The sequence below is a fragment of the Flavobacterium adiutor genome (genome assembly GCF_048282555.1).
Classification (GTDB): domain Bacteria; phylum Bacteroidota; class Bacteroidia; order Flavobacteriales; family Flavobacteriaceae; genus Flavobacterium.
In genome coordinates this window covers 2874966-2895762 of record NZ_CP182487.1, presented here as the reverse complement: position 1 = coordinate 2895762, position 20797 = coordinate 2874966, and the positions used below count along the sequence as shown (strand labels likewise).

Annotated in this window: 20 protein-coding genes; 16 read left to right on the top strand and 4 right to left on the bottom strand. The window is 33.0% G+C overall.

Translation table 11 applies throughout. The features are described from left to right. Positions 1-6 precede the first annotated feature (6 nt). From ACNC7R_RS12080 to ACNC7R_RS12070, 3 genes are all read right to left on the bottom strand, one after another. Complete coding sequence (locus tag ACNC7R_RS12080; protein WP_417941334.1) at positions 7-1737, bottom strand: M56 family metallopeptidase; 1731 nt, start codon at positions 1735-1737, stop codon at positions 7-9. Between the two features lie 7 nt (positions 1738-1744). Continuing rightward, complete coding sequence (locus ACNC7R_RS12075; RefSeq protein WP_417941333.1) at positions 1745-2116, bottom strand: BlaI/MecI/CopY family transcriptional regulator; 372 nt, start codon at positions 2114-2116, stop codon at positions 1745-1747. Positions 2117-2276: 160 nt separating this feature from the next. Further along, a complete protein-coding gene (locus ACNC7R_RS12070; RefSeq protein ID WP_417941332.1) occupies positions 2277-3494 on the bottom strand; it encodes an MDR family MFS transporter in 1218 nt (405 codons plus the stop codon). Between the two features lie 99 nt (positions 3495-3593). On the opposite strand from ACNC7R_RS12070, the gene ACNC7R_RS12065 reads away from it, so the two are divergent. From ACNC7R_RS12065 to ACNC7R_RS12045, 5 genes are all read left to right on the top strand, one after another. Next, entirely contained in the window at positions 3594-4190 is a 597-nt protein-coding gene (locus ACNC7R_RS12065; protein ID WP_417941331.1) for a DUF1684 domain-containing protein, read from the top strand. After that, on the top strand, positions 4190-4858 hold the full coding sequence (locus tag ACNC7R_RS12060; protein WP_417941330.1) for a TatD family hydrolase: 669 nt from the start codon (positions 4190-4192) through the stop codon (positions 4856-4858). The genes ACNC7R_RS12065 and ACNC7R_RS12060 overlap by 1 nt, the downstream gene beginning before the upstream one ends. 26 nt (positions 4859-4884) lie before the next feature. Continuing rightward, positions 4885-5601, top strand: coding sequence for a ThiF family adenylyltransferase (locus ACNC7R_RS12055; RefSeq protein ID WP_417941329.1), 717 nt, complete (start codon positions 4885-4887; stop codon positions 5599-5601). An 86-nt stretch (positions 5602-5687) separates the two neighbouring features. Next, entirely contained in the window at positions 5688-6350 is a 663-nt protein-coding gene (locus ACNC7R_RS12050; protein WP_417941328.1) for an HAD family hydrolase, read from the top strand. A 71-nt stretch (positions 6351-6421) separates the two neighbouring features. Beyond that, positions 6422-7264 (top strand): DUF2911 domain-containing protein, encoded by an 843-nt coding sequence (locus ACNC7R_RS12045; RefSeq protein ID WP_417941327.1) that lies wholly within the window; start codon positions 6422-6424, stop codon positions 7262-7264. Positions 7265-7326: 62 nt separating this feature from the next. On the opposite strand, the gene ACNC7R_RS12040 is transcribed toward ACNC7R_RS12045, so the two are convergent. Beyond that, the gene (locus tag ACNC7R_RS12040) at positions 7327-8178 is read right to left on the bottom strand and encodes an aldose 1-epimerase family protein (protein WP_417941326.1); all 852 of its coding nucleotides are present in this window, start codon (positions 8176-8178) and stop codon (positions 7327-7329) included. A 186-nt stretch (positions 8179-8364) separates the two neighbouring features. Here ACNC7R_RS12040 and ACNC7R_RS12035 point away from each other — a divergent pair, with 186 nt between their 5' ends. From ACNC7R_RS12035 to ACNC7R_RS11985, 11 genes are all read left to right on the top strand, one after another. Continuing rightward, positions 8365-10632, top strand: a complete 2268-nt coding sequence (locus ACNC7R_RS12035) for a M1 family metallopeptidase (RefSeq protein WP_417941325.1) — start codon at positions 8365-8367, stop codon at positions 10630-10632. 467 nt (positions 10633-11099) lie between these two features. After that, entirely contained in the window at positions 11100-11738 is a 639-nt protein-coding gene (locus ACNC7R_RS12030; protein WP_417941324.1) for a GNAT family N-acetyltransferase, read from the top strand. Positions 11739-11800: 62 nt separating this feature from the next. Beyond that, positions 11801-12994 carry an argininosuccinate synthase gene (locus ACNC7R_RS12025; RefSeq protein WP_417941323.1) on the top strand — a complete coding sequence of 398 codons (1194 nt, stop codon included), beginning with the start codon at positions 11801-11803 and terminating at the stop codon, positions 12992-12994. Continuing rightward, complete coding sequence (argC, locus tag ACNC7R_RS12020) at positions 12987-13964, top strand: N-acetyl-gamma-glutamyl-phosphate reductase (protein WP_417941322.1); 978 nt, start codon at positions 12987-12989, stop codon at positions 13962-13964. The genes ACNC7R_RS12025 and argC overlap by 8 nt, the downstream gene beginning before the upstream one ends. Positions 13965-14042: 78 nt before the next feature. Further along, positions 14043-15182 (top strand): aspartate aminotransferase family protein, encoded by a 1140-nt coding sequence (locus ACNC7R_RS12015; protein ID WP_417941321.1) that lies wholly within the window; start codon positions 14043-14045, stop codon positions 15180-15182. A 96-nt stretch (positions 15183-15278) separates the two neighbouring features. Beyond that, positions 15279-16472 carry a glutamate-5-semialdehyde dehydrogenase gene (locus ACNC7R_RS12010; RefSeq protein WP_417941320.1) on the top strand — a complete coding sequence of 398 codons (1194 nt, stop codon included), beginning with the start codon at positions 15279-15281 and terminating at the stop codon, positions 16470-16472. A 97-nt stretch (positions 16473-16569) separates the two neighbouring features. After that, positions 16570-17328 carry a glutamate 5-kinase gene (gene proB / locus ACNC7R_RS12005; RefSeq protein ID WP_417941319.1) on the top strand — a complete coding sequence of 253 codons (759 nt, stop codon included), beginning with the start codon at positions 16570-16572 and terminating at the stop codon, positions 17326-17328. Between the two features lie 83 nt (positions 17329-17411). Then, positions 17412-18359, top strand: coding sequence for an N-acetylornithine carbamoyltransferase (locus ACNC7R_RS12000; RefSeq protein WP_417941318.1), 948 nt, complete (start codon positions 17412-17414; stop codon positions 18357-18359). 84 nt (positions 18360-18443) lie between these two features. Then, positions 18444-19220, top strand: a complete 777-nt coding sequence (gene argB, locus ACNC7R_RS11995) for an acetylglutamate kinase (protein WP_417941317.1) — start codon at positions 18444-18446, stop codon at positions 19218-19220. A 78-nt stretch (positions 19221-19298) separates the two neighbouring features. Beyond that, on the top strand, positions 19299-20369 hold the full coding sequence (locus ACNC7R_RS11990; protein ID WP_417941316.1) for a M20 family metallo-hydrolase: 1071 nt from the start codon (positions 19299-19301) through the stop codon (positions 20367-20369). A 10-nt stretch (positions 20370-20379) separates the two neighbouring features. Then, the gene (locus ACNC7R_RS11985) at positions 20380-20745 is read left to right on the top strand and encodes a hypothetical protein (protein WP_417941315.1); all 366 of its coding nucleotides are present in this window, start codon (positions 20380-20382) and stop codon (positions 20743-20745) included. The last annotated feature ends 52 nt before the right edge of the window (positions 20746-20797 follow it).

Genomic DNA, 20797 nt, shown 5'->3' with positions numbered 1-20797 from the left:
AATGGTTTACGATTTTTGACTTTCTTTCTCCATTTTTTTCATTTCTTTTTCATGAAGTTTCATGTTTTTCTCATAAGCCTTCATGTTTTTTTCATATTGTTTCATATTTATTTCATACTCTTCAGAGTCTTTGCTATATTTCTTCAGAATCTCCTCAGTAAATTTTTCCATATCAGCGTTGAATTTTTCCATTGCGATCTCATATTTTTCCATTTCTTTTTCAAAAATGGCTTCACGTTTAGACATGATCTCTTCAATCTGTTTTTCATAAGCAGACATGTCTGGTTCAAAAGACTCCATTTTTTTCTCAAATTCAGCCATTTCTTTCTCAAATTTACTCATAGCTACTTTGTCCTTTGGATTTGTAGGAGGAACAGGAGGTTTAGGCATTTTTGACATATCTGCTGCTGGAGCTTGTGGCATTGGTCCAGTTGGAAATGTAGGCGGGGTAGGAGGAACAGGTGGTGTTATTGTTGAAATTGTACTTATTTTGGCTGGACTACCTGTTTCACTTACTTCAACAATCCGATTTCCAATGACCATGGGTTTATCCATTACGCCATCGGTAACTAAATTAATTTTCCTAGATCCATTTTCTGTTGCGATAATAATCCCACAGCTTTTAATGGGGTTATTACCTTCAATCTGAATGGTTTGATCTTGACCGGTACCTTTTTCAATATCAACCTTAATAGCGGTCAATTGACTATTTGAATTCCTTTTTACTTCAGAAATTTCAATATCAACATTGTGAATTTCCTTCAGTTTTTTTGTTATTTCTTTTAATTCGGCATCCGTTGTGGTATTTTTAATTTTATAAACATCTACTAACTTATTTCTTTCTGAAACTTTTTTGGTTTCATTTTTTTCTTGTGCAATAGTTTTTATCTGAAATAAAAGGATAAATGCTACAAGTGCCGGAAGTATGGCATAATACTTCCAATAATTTCTCTTTTTTGATTGATTTTTGTTTAACATGACAATTCGTTTTTTGATTAATGATTGATAAAAATGATTGGTTATGGCAACACAGCTTTCGTGTGTTATTATTTTTAAAAGCGTGTATTGATACGCTTTTTTGTCTGATATTTTTTTAGCCGCCTCGTTATCTGCAATAAATTCAAGGTTTTGTAAAATGGCTTTTTTATACAGCCAGATGATTGGGTTGAACCAAAACAATACACAAAAGACTCTTGAAATTAATACATCAATAGTATGATTTTGATCGCTGTGCACTTTTTCATGCTCAATAATATTTTCTAATTCTGCTTCTGTATACATGGATGAGTTGTATACGATATAATCAAAATAAGAAAACGGAGCAATATTTTCAGATACATCAACAAATTTAAAATCGGCTTGCTGTTCTATCTTTTTTCCTTTTAGAACTGAATTTAAACTGTAAAAGTCAATAGCAAATTTTATTATAAGCGCAACAAATCCAATACAGTAAATAGAAATAGCTATATAATTCCAATTGATTTCAAATGATTCTTGCTCAATAGTTTGTGGTACAAAACTTTGTGAATAATTAATAGTTGAAACCGGAACAGCATCAATCCATACAATTTTTTTATAAACTAAAAGAGGAAGAATTATGCATGTGGCTAACCCTGTGAGTAAAAACCATCTGTTGCTGTTAAAAAAAGTTTCTTTGCGTAATAAAAAATAATAAGAACAATAAAACAATACAACTAGCCCGGATGATTTTGCGATATAAATGAAAAATGCTTCCATATAATAATTATTTTTCTTCTTCTTTTGGATTCTCAATCATAGCTAAGATTTCACGTAATTCGGCCGCAGAAATTTTTTCTTCTTTGGCAAAAAAGGAAACCATATTTTTATATGAACTGTTGAAATAATTATCAATTGCCGTTTTCATGTATTTTTTGCTATATGCTTCTAAACTTATTATTGGATAATATTGATGGGTATTTCCAAAAGCATTATGTGCAACAAAACCTTTTTCTTCCAGGTTCCGGATAATTGTAGAAAGTGTGTTATAGTGAGGCTGATCTTCAGTAATTTCTGCTTGTACTTCTTTTACAAAAGCCTTTTTAAGCTTCCATAAAATATGCATTATTTCTTCTTCCTTGTTTGTTAGTTTTTGCATGTGGTTTAATTTTAAATCAAACTTATAACTATTTTTTTAGTTACACAACTAAAAAAATAGTTATTTAACTAAAAAAGAAGTTTTAATTTGTTTTTAAGAAGAATATCTTTTTTAATTTGATGTAATGAGTTGAAATAAAATGTTTTGAAAAAAAAAGTATTTATGAAGTTCTTTCTAAAACAAGAGCATTCTTAATCCACAAACAGCAAAATGTTGCTATAATGCCAATGATGGCCATGAAAAACCAGTTAATCTGATATCCAAATCTTGTAATAATTTCAAACCCCACTTTCGAACTAATGATATGGGCTAAACTAAAACTCATGGTATAAAGTGCCATGTATTGTCCTTCCTGGCCTCTGGGAGCGCGGCTTAGTGCAAAGGCATTAGAAAATGGAAAAGCAAGTATTTCTCCTATTGAAATACAAACCATACTAATCACAAGAATTCCTGCCCAAACGTTAATTAATAATAGAAAAAAACTTAGTGACATAATAAAGGAGCCCCAAATAATGATTTTTATTTTTGGATAACCTTTTCTTTCCAAAAATCCGACAGTAGGCATTTCTAATGCAAAAATCAGTAAACCATTCAAGGTCATTAAAAGACCGGTCTGAAATTCTGTTAAACCATATTTCTCGTTGTGATACAGCGGTAAGGTAGTGAAGAGCTGGAAAAAGATCATAGCAGTTACAAAACTGACAAATAAGAAAACCCAAAATATCCTGTCTTTAAAAACTGATTTTGTTTCTGCCGAATTTTCAACCTTATCTTCATATATAACTTTTTTCTTTTCTTTTACCAGTAAAGCAAATATCGAAATCGAAATGATGCAGGAAAGTCCATCAACCCAAAAAAGTCCCTGATATCCTATTCCCATAATAATAAGACCACCCAAAGCAGGACCGGCAGCAAAACCTAAATTTACTGCAAGGCGCACTAATGTTAAGGCTCGTGTTCTGTTTTCAGGCTTCGCATATGCACCAAGTGAGACAAACATGGCAGGTCTAAACATATCTGCAATAGCCATTAAACAAAACATCCCTATGCAAAGTCCGAAAAAGCTAGTGATATATTGAATCAAAAACATAGAAACTCCAGTTGTAAACAAACTAAAAATCATGATTTTGTAAAATCCTATTTTATCGGATAGTTTTCCTCCTAACCAGGAACCCAGCATTGATCCGAATCCGAATGCAACCATAGTCCATCCTACCTGATTGTAAGTAAAATGAAGGTCTTCTTTTAAATATTTTGATAAAAAAGGCAATACCATTGTACCTGCACGATTAATAAAAGTAATAATAGCAAGTATCCATATTTCTCTTCTAAATCCTCTAAAATTGTTGATGTAATGGTGAAAAGCGTTTTTTAGCATTATAAAAGAAGTTGTTTTTCAGCAAAGTTAGAAAACTTTGTAACGTAAAGCGGTTGCTGCTTTGTTTGTTTTAAACTATTTTTGTGCAAAATTTCTATAATGAAAAATAGTGTATTTATTTTATTATTGGTATTTAATTGGACTTATAGTCAGGGGAAATTCAATAAAAATAAGGCTGAAAAATTTCAGAGGACTATTAATGCGGAATATGCAGATGCCAAAACAAGTCCATTAATGGATGATGATTTGAAAACGTTTAAATCACTTGATTTTTATCCTATCAGCGGTAAATATTTTGTGAATGCAAAATTGGTAAAAGCTAAAAATGAAAAAGCATTTGAGATGAAAACATCAACTTCAAGAAAACCGAAATACATTAAATATGGAACGGTTTTTTTTACGATTGATGGTGCGGCATTGCGATTAAATGTGTATCAGGATATGGAACTCTCTAAATCAGATAAGTATAAGAACCATTTGTTTTTACCCTTTTCAGATTTAACATGTGGGAAAGGCAGTTATATAGGAGGAAGGTATATTGACCTGGAAATTCCAAAAGGAAATAGGATTGAAATTGACTTTAATCAATCTTATAATCCTTATTGTGCTTATAATCATAAATATTCTTGTCCGATTGTTCCCTTAGAGAATGATTTAAATATTGCCATCAGAGCTGGTGTAAAAACGTTTCATTAATGAAATTTTTTAATCTTCATACACATCAGTTTACCAATAGTGCTGATGTTTTAGAGTTGGTGAATCAATATCCGCAGGATTTTGATGCCTCGGTTCCGTTTTATTCTATTGGTATTCATCCATGGTATATTGTTGAAGACAGAATTGATGCCAACTTAAAAATTATAGAAGAAAAATTAAAAGAAGAGAATTGTCTGGCTATTGGTGAGTGTGGCCTGGATAAACGAATTGAAATTCCGTTTGAACAACAGGTTAGTGTTTTTGAACAGCAGTTGTTTTTAGCAGAAAAATATAAAAAGCCAGTAGTTATTCATTGTGTTGCAGCATATCAGGAAGTGATTTCAATAAAAAAGAAGTTGAATATCTCAATTCCTATGATTATTCATGGTTTTTCAAAGAATAATCAGATAGCAAGTCAACTTATTAACGAAGGGTTTTATCTTTCGTTTGGAAAATTTTTATTGCGAAATCCGGATTTAAAAGCAGTTTTCCAAAATATACCAAATGATCGTTTCTTTTTGGAAACAGACACTATTGAAGAAAATATTCAACAGGTTTATGAATTAGCTTCAAATTATAAAGATTTAAAAAATCAAGAATTACAATCTGTAATCTTAAATAATTATAAAAATGTGTTCAGAATCAGTGATTCTGAAACAAATAAGTAAACAAACTAAATTAAGAAAAGAAGTATATGGCAGAGTGGACAGAAAGAGCCGAGCTTTTATTTACAAAAGAAGGATTAAATAACCTGCAAAATGCTAATGTTTTGGTTGTAGGTTTAGGCGGAGTAGGATCGTTTGCAGCTGAATTTTTGGCTAGAGCAGGAGTTGGCAATATGACTATTGTTGACGGGGATGTTGTAGATATTACCAATATAAACAGGCAATTGCCTGCTTTGCATTCGACTGTGGGTCAACCCAAAATTAAAATTGTAAGCGACAGGCTGATGGATATTAATCCCGAACTAAAATTAACCCGTGTACAGGAATTTTTATCACCAGAACGTGCTTTTGAAATTGTTTCTCCTGAATTTGATTATGTTTTGGATTGTATTGATAGTGTAACACCAAAGCTAAATTTAATTTTTGCTGCAAAACGTAAAAAAGTAAAAATTATAAGTAGTATGGGAGCTGGGGGTAAAATGCTGGCTTCAAAAGTAAAAGTTGGGGACATTTCAAAAACCTGTTACTGCCCGTTTGCAAAAACAATTAGACGCCGGTTAAAAGCAGAAAAAATTTATAAGTTAAAAGTGGTTTTTTCTCCTGAGATCCCTGATAAAAAAAGTTTAAGAATGACTGATGGTAAAAATTTTAAAAAGTCATTTTACGGAACCAATAGTTATATTCCGGCTTTATTTGGCTTACACGCCGCAGAAACCGTAATTCGTCATTTACTTAAAAAAGAATAGCTTATAACTCACAATTAATATTGAGGGGTACTAAACTAATGAACTTAGCATATTATTAGTTTAAAGCCTTTATTAAATTTAAAAAAATGGTTAAAACAGTAATTTTTGATATGGATGGTGTAATTGTAGATACAGAACCCGTTCATCGTTATGCATATTACAAACAATTTTCAGAATTAAATATTGAAGTTTCGGAAGAAATGTACACTTCGTTCACAGGATTTTCAACACGAAATACGTTTCAGGCTTTAAAAAGTTTTTTTCCTGCAATAGAATATGATGTTGAGGATTTGATCAAAAGAAAAAGAAATATTTTTAATGATGCTTTTGATACCAAGGAAGATTTATATTTATTAGAAGGGGTTGAAGATCTGATAAAAGATTTGTACGCTAGCGGAATTCAGTTAATTTTAGCTTCATCTGCTTCAAAGGTAACTATTGACCGTGTTTTTACCCGATTTAATCTGCATAAGTATTTTTCTGCTACGGTGAGTGGTGAAGATTTTCCGCAATCCAAACCAAATCCGGCAATTTTTCTGCATGCTGCTTCTTTATCGATTGCTCCTAAAAAAAATTGTATTATAATAGAAGACAGTACAAATGGAGTAAAAGCAGCTAAAGGAGCAGGAATTTTTTGTATAGGCTATAGGAGTGCGAATTCTGAAGGACAGGATTTATCTGAAGCTAATTTGATCATTAATCACTTTGATGAGTTAGATGCGTTCAAAATATCACAGTTAAGTGTTTGAATTAAGTAAAATTTAACTATTGTCTTTTTTTGAATTCGTAAATTTGAAAAAAACAAACAGATTTATAAAAAATGAAAAAACTACTCATTGCATTAACCATTCTTTTGTCGCCAATTGCTACAGAAGCACAAATAAGAACTCCTCAAGCTAGTCCAAAATGTTATATTAAGCAAACCGTTGGATTAACAGATGTCGAAGTTACCTATTCAAGGCCAGGAGCCAGAGGCAGGGCTGTCTTTGGAAATCTGGTTCCGTTTGGAAAGTTATGGAGAACGGGAGCGAATGAAAATACAATAATCAATTTTGGAGATGATGTTGTTATTGATGGCAAAACATTAAGAAAAGGGAAATATGCAATTTATACTATCCCAAAAATAGAAAGCTGGGAAATAATTTTTTACCTTTCTACAGACAATTGGGGATTGCCTGAAAATTGGAGCGATGCTTATGTAGCACTAAGAACAACTGTTAAAGAAGATGCATTACCAACTCCTGTTGAAACTTTTACTATAGGAATTAATAATCTGGATCAAAATTCAGGATATTTGGAAATAGCCTGGGAGAATTCTCATGTAGCCTTGAAATTTGAAGTTCCTACTGCCAAAATAGCTAACGCAAGTATTCAAAAAACTTTGGCAGGTCCAACATGGAATGATTATTATGCGGCATCCCAATATTTATTCCAGTCAAATGGCAATATGATTCTTGCCAGAGAGTATGTAGATAAAGCAATAGAATTGAGTACTGATAAACCTTATTATCTTACAAGACTAAAATCATTAATTCAGGCCAGACAGGGTGATAAAGCCGGAGCTGTTGAAACAGCCAAATTGTCATTGGCATCTGCGGAAGCGGCTAATAATCAGGATTATGTAAAAATGAATAAAGATAGTATTTCAGAATGGAGTAGATAATCCGTAAATTATTAAAAACCCATTTTGTTTCATTTCAAAATGGGTTTTTTGTTTCTTTGTAATTAAATGATTTCTATATCGAATGAAGTATCAAAACTTTGATTCGCTTCAAGAATCAGTATTCCTTCTTTTTTAAATAAATCTCCTGATTTTTCAACTGTGTCAGAATAACCAAACCAGGGTTCAATACAAATAAAGGGAGCATTTTCTTTAGTCCAGATTCCTAAATTTGGAAAATCCTTAAAATCAACTTTAATATATGGTTTTGAGTTTTCAAGTATAGTTAAAGAATTTGATTCTAAGGTTTTAAAAACCAAAGCATCATTTTCAAATAATTTGTAATTCAATGTAACTGTATTATTTGAAGTTTCTAAGATCTCATTAGTATTAGAAATTAAGCCATTTTCAAGAAGTGAATATTCCAGTTTTTCTTCTTTTTCAAATTGAATGCTGTAGTTTGAAAAATTTTCAGGTAAAGCAAAGGCAGGATGGGCACCAATAGAAAAAGGAATTTGAGTAGTTTGCTTATTAATTACTTTGTATGCAATATTCAGTTTGTTTGCTTCAAGTTTGTAAATAATCTGCAATTCAAACTTAAAAGGATATTTCTGAAGTGTTGCTTCATCATAGCATAAAGAAAATGTGGCTGATGATGCTGTTTTTTCAATCAATTGAAATTCCATATCACGGGCAAAGCCATGCCTTGCTAAGTGATATTCTTTTTTGTTAAATGTATAAGTTTCGTTTCTTAAACTTCCCACAATCGGAAAAAGTATAGGAGAATGTTTTGGCCAATAATTTGGATCACCATTCCATATGTATTCTTTCTTCTGATTGTTTGTTAATGAAAATAATTCAGCTCCAGCATGTTTTATGGAAGCTTTTAGTGTTTTATTTGAGATTGTTGTATTCAAAAGATATTTTTTAAGTGAGATTAAAACATTTGTAAGGTAAATATAATTCTTATAAATTTTAATTTATAGAAAAATGGTTTGAATTACTTTTTTAATAATATTTTGCTAAAATTGAATATATGCTTTGAGTTTTCTCTGTGAATAGTATTTTTTTTCATTAATTTGCTATATAAACAGGTAAAAAATATGAAAAGAAAATTCACTAAAGCCTTATTGATGACGGCTTTGTTTGTAGGAATTTGTTCTGTTTCGGCACAGCAGGCACCCGTAACAGCAGGAAATTCAGTTAATAATTACAATTATCATGATGCCTTTGCACCACATTTTTACACAAAAAATGCTACTTCAACCCGTTCAGCAAACGGTCAGCCAGGTGTTGAATACTGGCAAAACAGGGCAGATTATAAGATTACGGCAAAATTAAATGCTACTACAAATGAAATAGTAGGGACCGATGAAATTACTTATACAAATAACAGTCCAGATAAACTTTCTTTCGTCTGGCTGAATTTAGATCAGAATTTATTCAAAAACGACTCACGTGGAAACGCAGTTATACCTTTAACAGGAAGTCGTAATGGAGCCCAGGGACAAATTTTTGACGGAGGAAATAAAATAAAATCAGTAAAAGTAATTTCTGGGGATAAGAAAAAAACAGAAGCTGAAGCAAAATATATAATTACAGATACCAGAATGCAGATTTTTCTCCCTCAGGAACTAGCATCGAAGGGAGGAGCTGTAAAAATAAAAATAGAATTTTCGTTTATTGCACCGTTTGAAGGGTCTGACAGGATGGGAGTATTGGAAACCAAAAACGGAAAAATATTCACAATAGCACAATGGTATCCCCGTATGTGTGTGTATGATGATGTAAGAGGATGGAATACAGCGCCTTATTTAGGGGCTTCTGAGTTTTATCTGGAATATGGTGATTTTGATGTTAAACTTACGGTTCCGGCTAATCATTATGTTGTCGGATCAGGAGAATTACTAAATGGTGAGGAAGTATTCCCAGCGGAGCAATTTAAACGCTATAAAGAAGCTTCTCAAAGCGATAAAACGGTTATTATTCGTTCAGCAGAAGAAGTTGCAGCTGGAGCAAACACAAATACAAATGCTGAAAAGACCTGGCATTATCAAATTAAGAATGCACGCGATTTCTCGTGGGCTTCGTCACCAGCATTTATTTTAGACGGAGCAAAAATTAATCTTCCAAGTGGTAAAAAAGCGTTGGCATTATCGGCTTATCCTCTAGAAAGTAGCGGTAACAATGCTTGGGAGCGTTCTACAGAATATGTAAAAGCATCGATTGAGCATTATTCGAAGCAATGGTTTGAATACCCTTACCCGGCTGCTACAAACGTTGCAGGAAATGAGGGCGGAATGGAATATCCGGGAATTGTTTTCTGTGGATGGAAATCAAAAGGTCAGGATTTATGGGGAGTTACAGATCATGAGTTTGGTCATATCTGGTTTCCAATGATTGTGGGTTCGAATGAAAGATTATTTGCCTGGATGGATGAAGGTTTCAATACTTTTATAAATTCGTTGAGTACTGAAGCATTTAATAATGGTGAGTATAAAGAAAAACCTACCGATTTGCACGAAATGGCAGAACCCTTTACAAGACCAGACTTAGAAACCATTATGAGCTCTCCTGACAATATGAAGGAAGCCAATATTGGGATGCTGTGTTATTTTAAACCAAGTGCAGGTTTGATTATTTTGAGAGAACAGATCTTAGGAAAAGAGCGTTTTGATACTGCATTTAAAACTTATATTCAGAGATGGGCTTACAAACACCCTCAGCCTGATGATTTTTTCAGATCTATGGAGAATGTAGCCGGTGAAGATTTAAGCTGGTTCTGGAGAAGCTGGTATGTTAATAACTGGCGTTTTGATCAGGGAATTAACTGGATCAAATATGTTAAAAATGATCCTGCAAAAGGAATAATCATAAATGTTGAGAACTTAGATAAGATGCCAATGCCAATTATCTTGGATGTGAAAACAAAAAGCGGAAAAGTGACAAGGGTTAAACTACCTGTAGAAATTTGGCAGCGTAATAATGAATGGTCTTTCAAACATAGTTCTACAGAAGAGATAGAAAGTATAACTTTAGATCCTGATCATGTTTTTCCAGATAATAATATAAGTAATAATATATGGGCGGCTGGTAAAGGTAAAGTTGAAAAAGATATTATCCTGGATGGCTATTTAGGAATTTATTCTACAAAAAATGCTCCTTTAAAAATTGAAATAACTGAAAAGAATAGTGTTTTAAATGTTGAAATTACCAATTTCCCTAAGTTTACGGTTGAACCTGTAGCGGGTGAAAAGGATAGTTTTATATCTAATGCCGCGGGTTTAAAATTTAAATTTAACGAAGACAAAACAGCTTTTGATATGACTATTTTAGGTAATGGGCAAGTAATTCCATTTACTAAAAATTAAAATAAAATTTCTAAATAATTCAGTCCGGTAGGTTTATGCTAATCTATCGGACTTTTTTTATTTTATAAAATAACATTCCATTAAAAAAATGTTAGAATTTTGAAAAATCGTTTTGTAAATAAAAAAATAGTGTACTTTTGCACCGATGAATAAAATAAGTTTACATACAACTTCTTTGTCACGGACAATCTCACCTGGTACTTCTCCCGAAGTACGGATGCTATTTATATAGTATTCAAAGAGTTTTTCGTAGCGTATTTATTTATATTCATTTTTATTTTGAAATCACTTAAGTTGTCCATCGGGCAAACACATACCAAAAGTATTTATTTTTTTAAAAAAGACCTTGATCAACTTTTTGATCTTAAGGGTGTTACTTCTGTTTTGTCTGATTTTATTAACTTGTTTTTCGAATTTCAAACCAAACAATACGTTTTAATATTTAACGCTAAACTTCAATTACTGAAATGAAGATATCTATTGTTGTTACTCAGGAAGAACACTTCAAATTCGCACAGGAAATTTGCGATACCATAGAATCATCTGCTTTGTTAAGAGGTACGGGGATTGCTAAAAGGACTCCTGAATACATTCAGAAAAAAATGTCTAACGGAGATGCGATGATTGCTCTTGTAGATGGAAAATTCGCAGGTTTTTGTTATATCGAAAGTTGGGAGCACGGAAAATTCGTGGCTCATTCCGGTTTAATCGTACATCCTGATTACAGAAACTTAGGTTTAGCTAAAAAAATAAAATCCAAAGTTTTTGATTATTCTCTAAAAAAATATCCAAATGCTAAAATATTTGGAATAACTACTGGCTTAGCTGTAATGAAAATCAACTCAGAATTAGGCTATAAACCAGTTCCTTTCTCAGAATTAACAACCGATCCAAGTTTTTGGGCTGGCTGTAAAACATGTACCAACTTTCCGATTCTTCAAAGTAAAGAAAATAAAATGTGCTTGTGTACTGGAATGTTATATGATCCAAAAGATAAGCCAAAAGATCCGCCAAGACATCCTTTTAACGAGGCTGTTTTGAAAAGATTAAAAAAAATAAAGCAGGCCTTATTCTTAAATAAAATTTTGTCCGTTTTATTGACCTAAACAATTAATTAAAAAAAATCTCAAACTGCTACATACGAAAGTATTAGCCTAAATTATAAAAAATGAAAAAAGTAGTATTAGCTTATAGCGGAGGATTAGATACCTCGTATTGTTTGAAATATTTAAAAAATGAAAAAGGATACGAAGTTCACACTGTTCTTGTTGACACAGGAGGATTTTCTGCGGAAGAATTAACAGCTATTGAAAAAAGAGCTTATGAGTTAGGAAGTGCACAACACGCAAACCTTACAATTGTAGACAAATATTATGATAAAGCTATAAAATATTTGATTTTCGGAAACGTATTAAAAAATAATACTTATCCGTTATCAGTAAGTGCTGAGCGTGTTTTTCAAGCAATTGAAGCGATTAAATACGCTAAAAAAGTAGGAGCAAGCGCGATCGCACACGGAAGTACAGGTGCTGGAAATGACCAAATTCGTTTTGATTTGATTTTCCAGACTATCGCTCCGGAAATCGAAATCATTACGCCAATTAGAGATTTAAAATTATCAAGACAGGAAGAAGTAGAATATCTTCAAAAAAATGGCGTAAGTTATTCTTGGGAAAAAGCACAATATTCTATCAATAAAGGTCTTTGGGGAACAAGTGTTGGAGGAAAAGAAACTCTAACTTCAGGACAGCCATTGCCAAGCGAAGCTTATCCTTCGCAACTTCAAAAAGAAGGGGAAGAAAAAGTAACGCTTCATTTTGAACAAGGTGAATTAGTTGCTTTAAATGGTAAAAAAGATGCTCCTGAAAAAAATATCGTAAAACTTGAAAAACTGGCAAATGCTTACGCAATTGGTCGAGATATTCACGTTGGAGATACGATTATCGGAATCAAAGGAAGAGTTGGTTTTGAAGCTGCTGCTCCGTTAATTATAATTAAAGCCCACCATTTATTAGAGAAACATACTTTAGGAAAATGGCAGCAATACTGGAAAGAGCAGTTAGGAAACTGGTACGGAATGTTATTTCATGAGGGGCAGTTTTTGGATCCGGTTATGAGAAACATCGAGACTTTTCTTCAGGATACTCAAAAGACTGTAAATGGAACTGTTACGGTTTCATTAAAACCATATCATTTTACGCTTGACGGAATAGAATCTAAAAATGATTTAATGAATACAGGTTTTGGTCAATACGGAGAAATGAACAATGCCTGGACATCTGAAGATGCAAAAGGCTTTATCAAAATTCTTGGAAATGCACAAAACATATTTTCATCTGTAAATCATTTAGATCATGATTAATATCGGAATAATTGGTGGTTCGGGCTATACAGCCGGTGAACTTATCAGAATATTGATGTATCATCCTAATGTAAATATTGATTTTGTTTACAGCACAACAAATGCCGGAAAACCGCTTTCTTTGGCACATCATGATTTGTTGGGCGATATTGAAATGAATTTTACAGCTGAAATCAATCCAAATGTTAACATTGTTTTCTTGTGTTTAGGTCACGGAAAATCGATTTCATTTTTGAAAGAAAATCAATTTGCAAATCATACTAAAATCATCGATTTAGGAAATGATTTCAGGTTGAATAAAGATGCTCATTTCGAAGGAAAAGATTTTGTTTACGGATTGCCTGAAATCAATAAAGCGGAAATCAAAAAAGCGAATTACATTGCAAACCCAGGTTGTTTTGCAACTGCTATTCAATTAGCTTTGTTGCCTTTAGCGAAAAATAATCTGTTAAATAATGAGGTTCATATCAATGCTACAACAGGAAGTACAGGAGCAGGAGTAGGTCTTTCAGAAACTTCTCATTTCAGCTGGAGAAACAACAATATGTCGCATTATAAGGCTTTTGAACACCAGCATTTAGGCGAAATTTCAGAAAGTCTGGTGCAGTTGCAGGATGATTTTGACAGCGAATTGCTTTTTATTCCGAACAGAGGTGATTTTCCAAGAGGAATTTTCGCAACCTTATATACAGTTTGCGATGATAGTTTGGAACAATTAGTAGCAAAATACGAAGAGTTCTACAAAAACGAGCCTTTCGTAACCATTACGACTACTAACATCAACATGAAGCAAGTCGTGCAGACGAACAAATGTATCATTAGTTTATTGAAAAAAGGAAACCGGGTTCTCATAACGTCAGTTATAGATAACTTAACCAAAGGTGCTTCAGGACAAGCAATTCAAAACATGAATTTAATGTTCGGATTAGAAGAAACCACAGGTTTACATTTGAAACCAAGCGGATTTTAATAATAGTTTCAAGTTTAAAGTTTCATGTTCCAAGTTAACCTGAAACCTGAAACCTGAAACAAAATAAACAAAAAACACATGAACTTATTCAACGTTTATCCATTATACGACATAACTCCAGTAAAAGCAGTAGATTGTACAATTATTGACGACAAAGGAGTAGAATATTTAGATTTATACAGCGGTCACGGTGTGATTTCAATCGGACACACACAGCCGGATTATGTAGCTAAACTTAAAAATCAGATAGATAATTTAGGATTTTATTCTAATGCTATTCAGAATCCTTTACAGGTTGAATTGGCTCAGAAGTTAGGAAAACTTTCTGGTCTTGAGGATTACGAGTTGTTTTTATGCAGTTCTGGAGCTGAAGCCAATGAAAATGCCTTAAAATTAGCTTCTTTCCATAACGGAAAATCAAGAGTGGTAGCTTTTGATAATTCTTTTCATGGAAGAACTTCTGCAGCGGTTGCTGTTACAGACAATAAAAAGATTGTTGCGCCAATAAATGCACAACAAGTTGTTACTTTTTTACCTTTAAACCAAATCGAATTGGTTGAAGCTGAATTAGCAAAAGGAGATGTTTCTTCTGTAATTATTGAAGGAATTCAGGGAGTTGGAGGTTTAGACCAAGGAACAACTGAGTTTTTTCAGGCTTTAGAAAAAACTTGTAAAAAACACGATGTTGTTTTGATTTTAGATGAAGTACAATCCGGATACGGAAGAAGTGGAAAATTCTTTGCTTTCCAACATCACGGAATCAACGCTGATATTATTTCGGTAGCAAAAGGAATGGGGAACGGTTTTCCTGTTGGAGCCATTTTGATTTCTCCAAAATTCGAAGCAAGTTTCGGATTATTAGGAACTACTTTCGGCGGAAGCCACTTGTCTTGTGCAGCAGGAATTGCCGTTTTAGATGTAATGGAAAAGCTTGATTTACAAAAAAATGTAAATGAAGTTTATGCATATTTCTTAGAGAAAATCAAAGAAGTTGAAGGGATCAAACAAGTAAAAGGAAAAGGTTTAATGCTTGGAGTAGAGTTTGATTTTGATGTTGCCGCTTTAAGAAAGAAATTAATTATCGAAAAACACATTTTTACAGGAAGCGCAAACAATAAAAATCTATTGAGAATTTTACCGCCCTTAACAGTAAAAAAAGCGGATATTGATACGTTTGTTAAAGCGCTAAAAGAAAGTTTAGAAGAATTAAAAAACTAAACATGCGATTGTCCTAACAGGTTTTTTAAAACTTGTTAGGATAAATAAAGTTTCGATTAAAAGAAACAACCAAAAAACAACCAACTATTTGAAATTATGAAATCATTATCAATTGAAAGACGCAATGCAGTTTTGCGGACCATGGCAAAGCTGGTCGAACAGGAGCGGAATCAGATAATCTTGACCAATCAGGAAGATCTTGCTGATTACGACGGCTCTGATCTAGCGATGGAAGAACGCCTGAAAGTAGATGATAAAAAAGTAGATGAAATGATTTTGTCATTGAATCAGTTAGCTTCGCAGGAGGATCCCGTTGGCGTTGAGCGTTTTCATTTTACACATGATAATGGAATAAAAGTGGTGAATAAAACCGCCGCTTTCGGAACGATTTTAATTATTTACGAATCTCGTCCCGATGTTACTATTGAAGCAGGAGGAATCGCTTTTAAATCTGGAAATAAGATTTTATTAAAAGGAGGAAAAGAATCTCTAAAATCAAATTTAAAGATCGTAAGTCTTTGGCATAAAGCTTTAGAAGAAAATGGAGTTTCAAAAGACTGGGTAGAATATCTGAATTATAACAGAACCGAAACGCAGGTATTTTTAGAAAAACCAACTCAAAAAGTTGATTTAATAGTTCCAAGAGGAGGAGAAAAACTAATTGAGTTTGTAAAAGCGCATGCCACTTGCCCGGTAATTGTAAGCGGACGCGGCAATAATTTTGTTTACGTTCATGAAGATGCGGATACAGATTTGGCTTTAAAAGTAATTTTAAACGCTAAAACGGCTAAAATATCGGCTTGTAATGCTTTGGATAAAGTTTTGATAAATTCTAAACTTCCCAATTTTGAAGGCTTTGCAGGGATGTTAATCGAAGCTTTAATCGAATCAAAAGTGGAAGTTATTGTCGATAAATCGTTAGAGAATTTCGAGAATATCAAAACCATTCAAAACGAAGATATGTGGTACGAAGAGTTTTTGGATTATAAAATCGTAATCGGAACCATCGATTCTAAGGATCACGCTATTGAAATGATTAATAAATATTGTGGCGGACATTCTGCAGCCATTATTACCAGAGATAACGAAGCTGCACAACTGTTTATGGAATCGATAGATGCGGCAGCAGTGTACCAAAATGCATCAACCAGATTCACAGACGGCGGACAGTTTGGTCTTGGTGGAGAATTAGCAATCAGTACTGATAAACTGCATCAAAGAGGACCAATTGGTCTTCAACATCTCGTTACCAATAAATGGTACGTTTACGGAGAAGGGCAAATCAGATAATTGAGATAATGTGAAAATTAGGCAATCAGATTAATTAGAAAATTCTTAGGAGAAAAACTTAGAATCTCAGTATCTCAGAACCTTAGCATCTTAAAAAATGAAAAAACGGATTTTATTAAAAATAGGAAGTAATACTTTAACCAAAGAAACCAATCATATTTCGCGGGGAAAGATTGAAGATCTTGGAATACAGATTGCAGCTTTAAACCACGAATATGAATTCATCATAGTGAGCTCCGGGGCAATTGCGGCGGCAAAGCAATTTGTAAAGCTAGACAACCAGGATCAAGATGTTTTCGTAAAACAGGCGTTGGCTTCTATCGGACAACCACATTTAATGCGAATTTACAATGAGAATTTTAAGGATTTAGGACTAAATACGTCGCAATGTTTACTTTCTTATTCTGATTTTGAAAAAGAACAGACCAAAAAGAACATTGTAAATACTATTAATGTATTGGTTAGAAATAATTACATTCCGATTATCAATGAAAATGATACTGTGGCGACAGATGAGATTCGGTTTGGAGATAACGACAAATTAGCGGCTTTAACGGCAGTTCTTTTAAATGTTGATATTCTGATAATTGCAACCAATACAAACGGAATTTACACGAAAAAATCCATTCATAATGAAGTTCCAGAAACAATTAAGTTGGTTAATGATTTAAAATCACTCGAAAAAGAAATCGGTGATTCAAAATCATCACACGGAACAGGAGGTATGCAGTCCAAAATTGAAGCAGCCGGAATTGCAAAAGCTGCTAATATAGAAACCTGGATTGTAAACGGACTGGATGATAATTTTATTCTTCGGGCATTGAAAGATGAAATTCCTTTTACAAAAATAATCTAATGAGTCAATTAGAAAATTAGTTAATTAGATAATAAACAATCATCAAATTTTCTAATTATCACTTTATCTAAATAAAAAAAAACATGAACTATATTTCAATAAAAGACATCAACTCATTATCAAAATGGGTAAAACAAGCGATCAAAATCAAAAAGAATCCGCTTAAAAATCAAAGTTTAGGAAAGAATAAAACTCTTGGAATGTTATTCTTCAATCCAAGTTTAAGAACGCGTTTGAGTACTCAAAAAGCCGCAATGAACTTAGGAATGAATGTTATGGTAATGAACTTTACCAACGAAGGATGGACATTAGAGTTTGAAGACGGAGCCGTAATGAATTCTGGTGCATCAGAACACATTAAAGAAGCAGCAGAAGTAGTTTCTCAATATTGTGATATTATTGCCATTCGTGCTTTTGCAGGTTTGGTTGATAAAGAAAAAGATTATCAAGAAACGGTAATTTCAGGATTTTTGAAATACGCTACAGTGCCAATTGTAAATATGGAAAGTGCTGTTCGTCACCCATTACAGTCGTTGGCAGATGCGATTACAATGGAAGAATTCAAAACAAAACACAAACCGAAAGTAGTGCTTTCCTGGGCGCCACATCCAAGAGCCCTCCCACAGGCTGTTGCCAATTCATTCGTAGAAATGATGCAAATGCAAAAAGACATGGATTTTGTCATCACGCATCCTGAAGGTTATGAATTAAGCCCGGAAATCACAAAAGACTGCAAAATCGAATACGATCAGAATAAAGCTTTTGAAAACGCAGATTTTGTTTACGTAAAAAACTGGAGTAATTTCAATGATTACGGAAAAGTAACGAACAGTGATCCAAGTTGGACTGTTACAGCTCAAAAAATGGCTTTAACCAACAACGGAAAGTTCATGCATTGTCTTCCTGTTCGTCGTAATGTAATTGTAAGCGATGAAGTTTTAGACGGAGAAAATTCAATCGTAATTGAACAGGCTAATAACAGAACGTATTCAGCACAATTAGTTTTACAAAAGATTTTGAAGAAAATATAATCTTTTAGGCACTAAGGTTCTAAGTTTCTGAGATATTAAGAAACTATAAGCAAAAACCTTAGTCCCTTAGCAACCTAGAACCTAATGAAAAAAGTTACCGTAATAAAAATAGGTGGAAACATCATCGACAATCCAGCAGAATTAGAACAATTTTTAACTGATTTTTCTAAAATTGAAGGACATAAAGTTTTAGTTCACGGAGGTGGAAAATCGGCTACGAAAATGGCACAAAGTATTGGGTTAGTTCCGCAGATGATTGACGGACGCCGAATTACAGACGCTCCAATGCTGGATGTTGTGGTCATGATTTATGCAGGACAGATCAACAAACATATTGTAGCTCAATTGCAGGCAAAAGAGAACAATGCCATTGGTTTTTCAGGAGCTGACGGAAATTTGATCCAATCTATAAAAAGAAACCATCCCACAATCGATTACGGATTTGTAGGCGATGTAAAACAAGTCAATACAAAATTGCTGACTACTTTATTGGAGACTGGAGTTGTTCCCGTTTTCTGTGCGATTACACACGATAAAAACGGACAATTATTAAATACCAATGCAGATACTATTGCAAGTGAATTGTCAATTGCATTGTCTGAAGTTTTTGATGTGACACTTACATATTGTTTTGAAAAACAAGGTGTTTTAATGGATTCAGAAGATGATTCCTCTGTAATAACAGAAATCAGCGAAGCATTATATAATAAACTAAAAGAAGAAAAAGTAATTCATTCCGGAATGATTCCAAAACTCGATAACTGCTTCAACAGTTTATCCAGAGGTGTACAGAAAATTAAAATTGGGCATCACAGAATGCTACAAAATTCAGATGTTCTGCATACAACGATTACTTTATAAAAGAAAAAGTTGCTAAGTTTCAAATAAACCAAGACTTTTGCAGTCTTAGAATTTTAGCATCTCAGTACCTAAATTAAAATGAAACATATAGAAACGCTTACCCGGGAAGCAATTGAATTATTAAAAAATCTGATTGAAACCCCTTCATTTTCAAGTGAAGAAGATCAAACAGCTCTTTTAATAGAAAATTGGTTCACTCAAAACGAGATTCCTTTCAAAAGAGAAAACAACAATGTGTGGGCTTTCAATAAATACTTCGACGAAAAAAAACCAACGCTTTTACTGAATTCACATCATGATACTGTAAGACCCAATCAGGCTTATACTAACGATCCTTTCAAAGCAATTGAAAAAGATGGTAAACTATTCGGTTTAGGAAGTAATGATGCCGGAGGCTGTCTGGTTTCTTTATTGGCGACTTTTGTTCATTTTTACGAAAATCAAAATTTATCACATAATATCGTTATTGTTGCTTCGGCAGAAGAAGAAAGCAGTGGAAAAAACGGTTTAAATAGCGTTTTAAAACACTTACCCGAACTGGAATGCGCAATAGTGGGAGAACCGACATTGATGCAATTAGCCGTTGCAGAGAAAGGTTTATTAGTTCTTGACGTAAAAGTAAAAGGAACCGCAAGCCACGCTGCACATCAAAACGATGATAACGCTTTATACAAATCAATTCCGGTAATGGAATGGTTCAAGAACTATAAATTCGACAAAATCTCAGACGTTTTAGGTCCTGTAAAAATGACCGTTACGCAGATTAATGCAGGAAAGCAACATAACGTGGTGCCTTCAGAATGTGATTTAGTAGTTGATATTCGTGTAAACGACTGTTATACCAATGCTGAAATTTTGGAAGTAGTAAAAATGAATGTAAATGCCGAAGTAACGCCAAGATCAATGCACTTAAACGCTTCGTCTATTCCAATCGAGCACGGTTTGGTTCAGGCAGGAATTGCATTAGGAAGAACAACATATGGTTCGCCAACACTTTCAGATCAGTCGGTTTTAAGCTGTCAGTCTTTGAAATTAGGGCCAGGAGAAACACTGCGTTCACATTCAGCAGACGAATTTATTTTTGTGAATGAAATTGTAGAAGGGGTCGATTTGTATATCAAAATACTAACCGATTTCTTTAAATTATAAAAAACTTATTATGAATTATGATAATTATCTCAAAGAATTTCCATCATACCAAAAAGATTTAAAAGGTAAATCGGGAAGAATTTACAATTTCTATTGTTATAGTTTTGAAAAAACATTAAATGAATTATCTCAAAATGAAGGAAGTTTATTTTATGTTGCTAAGATGGAGCCTTTTAAGATTGTAAAGATTTTATATTTTGGATTTTGTGAGCGTGTTTCAGAAATAAGAGGTAATTCAAAAATTATAAATTTAATTAATAATGATTTTGGTAATTATGCATATTTCGTTTTTAATGAAGCTAGAAGTTTAAAAGAATTAGAAGAAATAAAAAATGATATTCAAGGGCATTATAATTTTACTGATACCCTAGATTAAAAAGTTAAAAACATAGGCTAATGATCTAAAATCTAAGAAGTCTAAAAATCTA

What these genes read in the sequence shown, in the direction of transcription:
- ACNC7R_RS12080 (WP_417941334.1), bottom strand. Translation starts at nt 1,737, where the DNA reads ATGGAAGCATTTTTCATTTATATCGCAAAATCATCCGGGCTAGTTGTA.
- ACNC7R_RS12075 (WP_417941333.1), bottom strand. Translation starts at nt 2,116, where the DNA reads ATGCAAAAACTAACAAACAAGGAAGAAGAAATAATGCATATTTTATGG.
- ACNC7R_RS12070 (WP_417941332.1), bottom strand. Translation starts at nt 3,494, where the DNA reads ATGCTAAAAAACGCTTTTCACCATTACATCAACAATTTTAGAGGATTT.
- ACNC7R_RS12065 (WP_417941331.1), top strand. Translation starts at nt 3,594, where the DNA reads ATGAAAAATAGTGTATTTATTTTATTATTGGTATTTAATTGGACTTAT.
- ACNC7R_RS12060 (WP_417941330.1), top strand. Translation starts at nt 4,190, where the DNA reads ATGAAATTTTTTAATCTTCATACACATCAGTTTACCAATAGTGCTGAT.
- ACNC7R_RS12055 (WP_417941329.1), top strand. Translation starts at nt 4,885, where the DNA reads ATGGCAGAGTGGACAGAAAGAGCCGAGCTTTTATTTACAAAAGAAGGA.
- ACNC7R_RS12050 (WP_417941328.1), top strand. Translation starts at nt 5,688, where the DNA reads ATGGTTAAAACAGTAATTTTTGATATGGATGGTGTAATTGTAGATACA.
- ACNC7R_RS12045 (WP_417941327.1), top strand. Translation starts at nt 6,422, where the DNA reads ATGAAAAAACTACTCATTGCATTAACCATTCTTTTGTCGCCAATTGCT.
- ACNC7R_RS12035 (WP_417941325.1), top strand. Translation starts at nt 8,365, where the DNA reads ATGAAAAGAAAATTCACTAAAGCCTTATTGATGACGGCTTTGTTTGTA.
- ACNC7R_RS12030 (WP_417941324.1), top strand. Translation starts at nt 11,100, where the DNA reads ATGAAGATATCTATTGTTGTTACTCAGGAAGAACACTTCAAATTCGCA.
- ACNC7R_RS12025 (WP_417941323.1), top strand. Translation starts at nt 11,801, where the DNA reads ATGAAAAAAGTAGTATTAGCTTATAGCGGAGGATTAGATACCTCGTAT.
- argC (WP_417941322.1), top strand. Translation starts at nt 12,987, where the DNA reads ATGATTAATATCGGAATAATTGGTGGTTCGGGCTATACAGCCGGTGAA.
- ACNC7R_RS12015 (WP_417941321.1), top strand. Translation starts at nt 14,043, where the DNA reads ATGAACTTATTCAACGTTTATCCATTATACGACATAACTCCAGTAAAA.
- ACNC7R_RS12010 (WP_417941320.1), top strand. Translation starts at nt 15,279, where the DNA reads ATGAAATCATTATCAATTGAAAGACGCAATGCAGTTTTGCGGACCATG.
- proB (WP_417941319.1), top strand. Translation starts at nt 16,570, where the DNA reads ATGAAAAAACGGATTTTATTAAAAATAGGAAGTAATACTTTAACCAAA.
- ACNC7R_RS12000 (WP_417941318.1), top strand. Translation starts at nt 17,412, where the DNA reads ATGAACTATATTTCAATAAAAGACATCAACTCATTATCAAAATGGGTA.
- argB (WP_417941317.1), top strand. Translation starts at nt 18,444, where the DNA reads ATGAAAAAAGTTACCGTAATAAAAATAGGTGGAAACATCATCGACAAT.
- ACNC7R_RS11990 (WP_417941316.1), top strand. Translation starts at nt 19,299, where the DNA reads ATGAAACATATAGAAACGCTTACCCGGGAAGCAATTGAATTATTAAAA.
- ACNC7R_RS11985 (WP_417941315.1), top strand. Translation starts at nt 20,380, where the DNA reads ATGAATTATGATAATTATCTCAAAGAATTTCCATCATACCAAAAAGAT.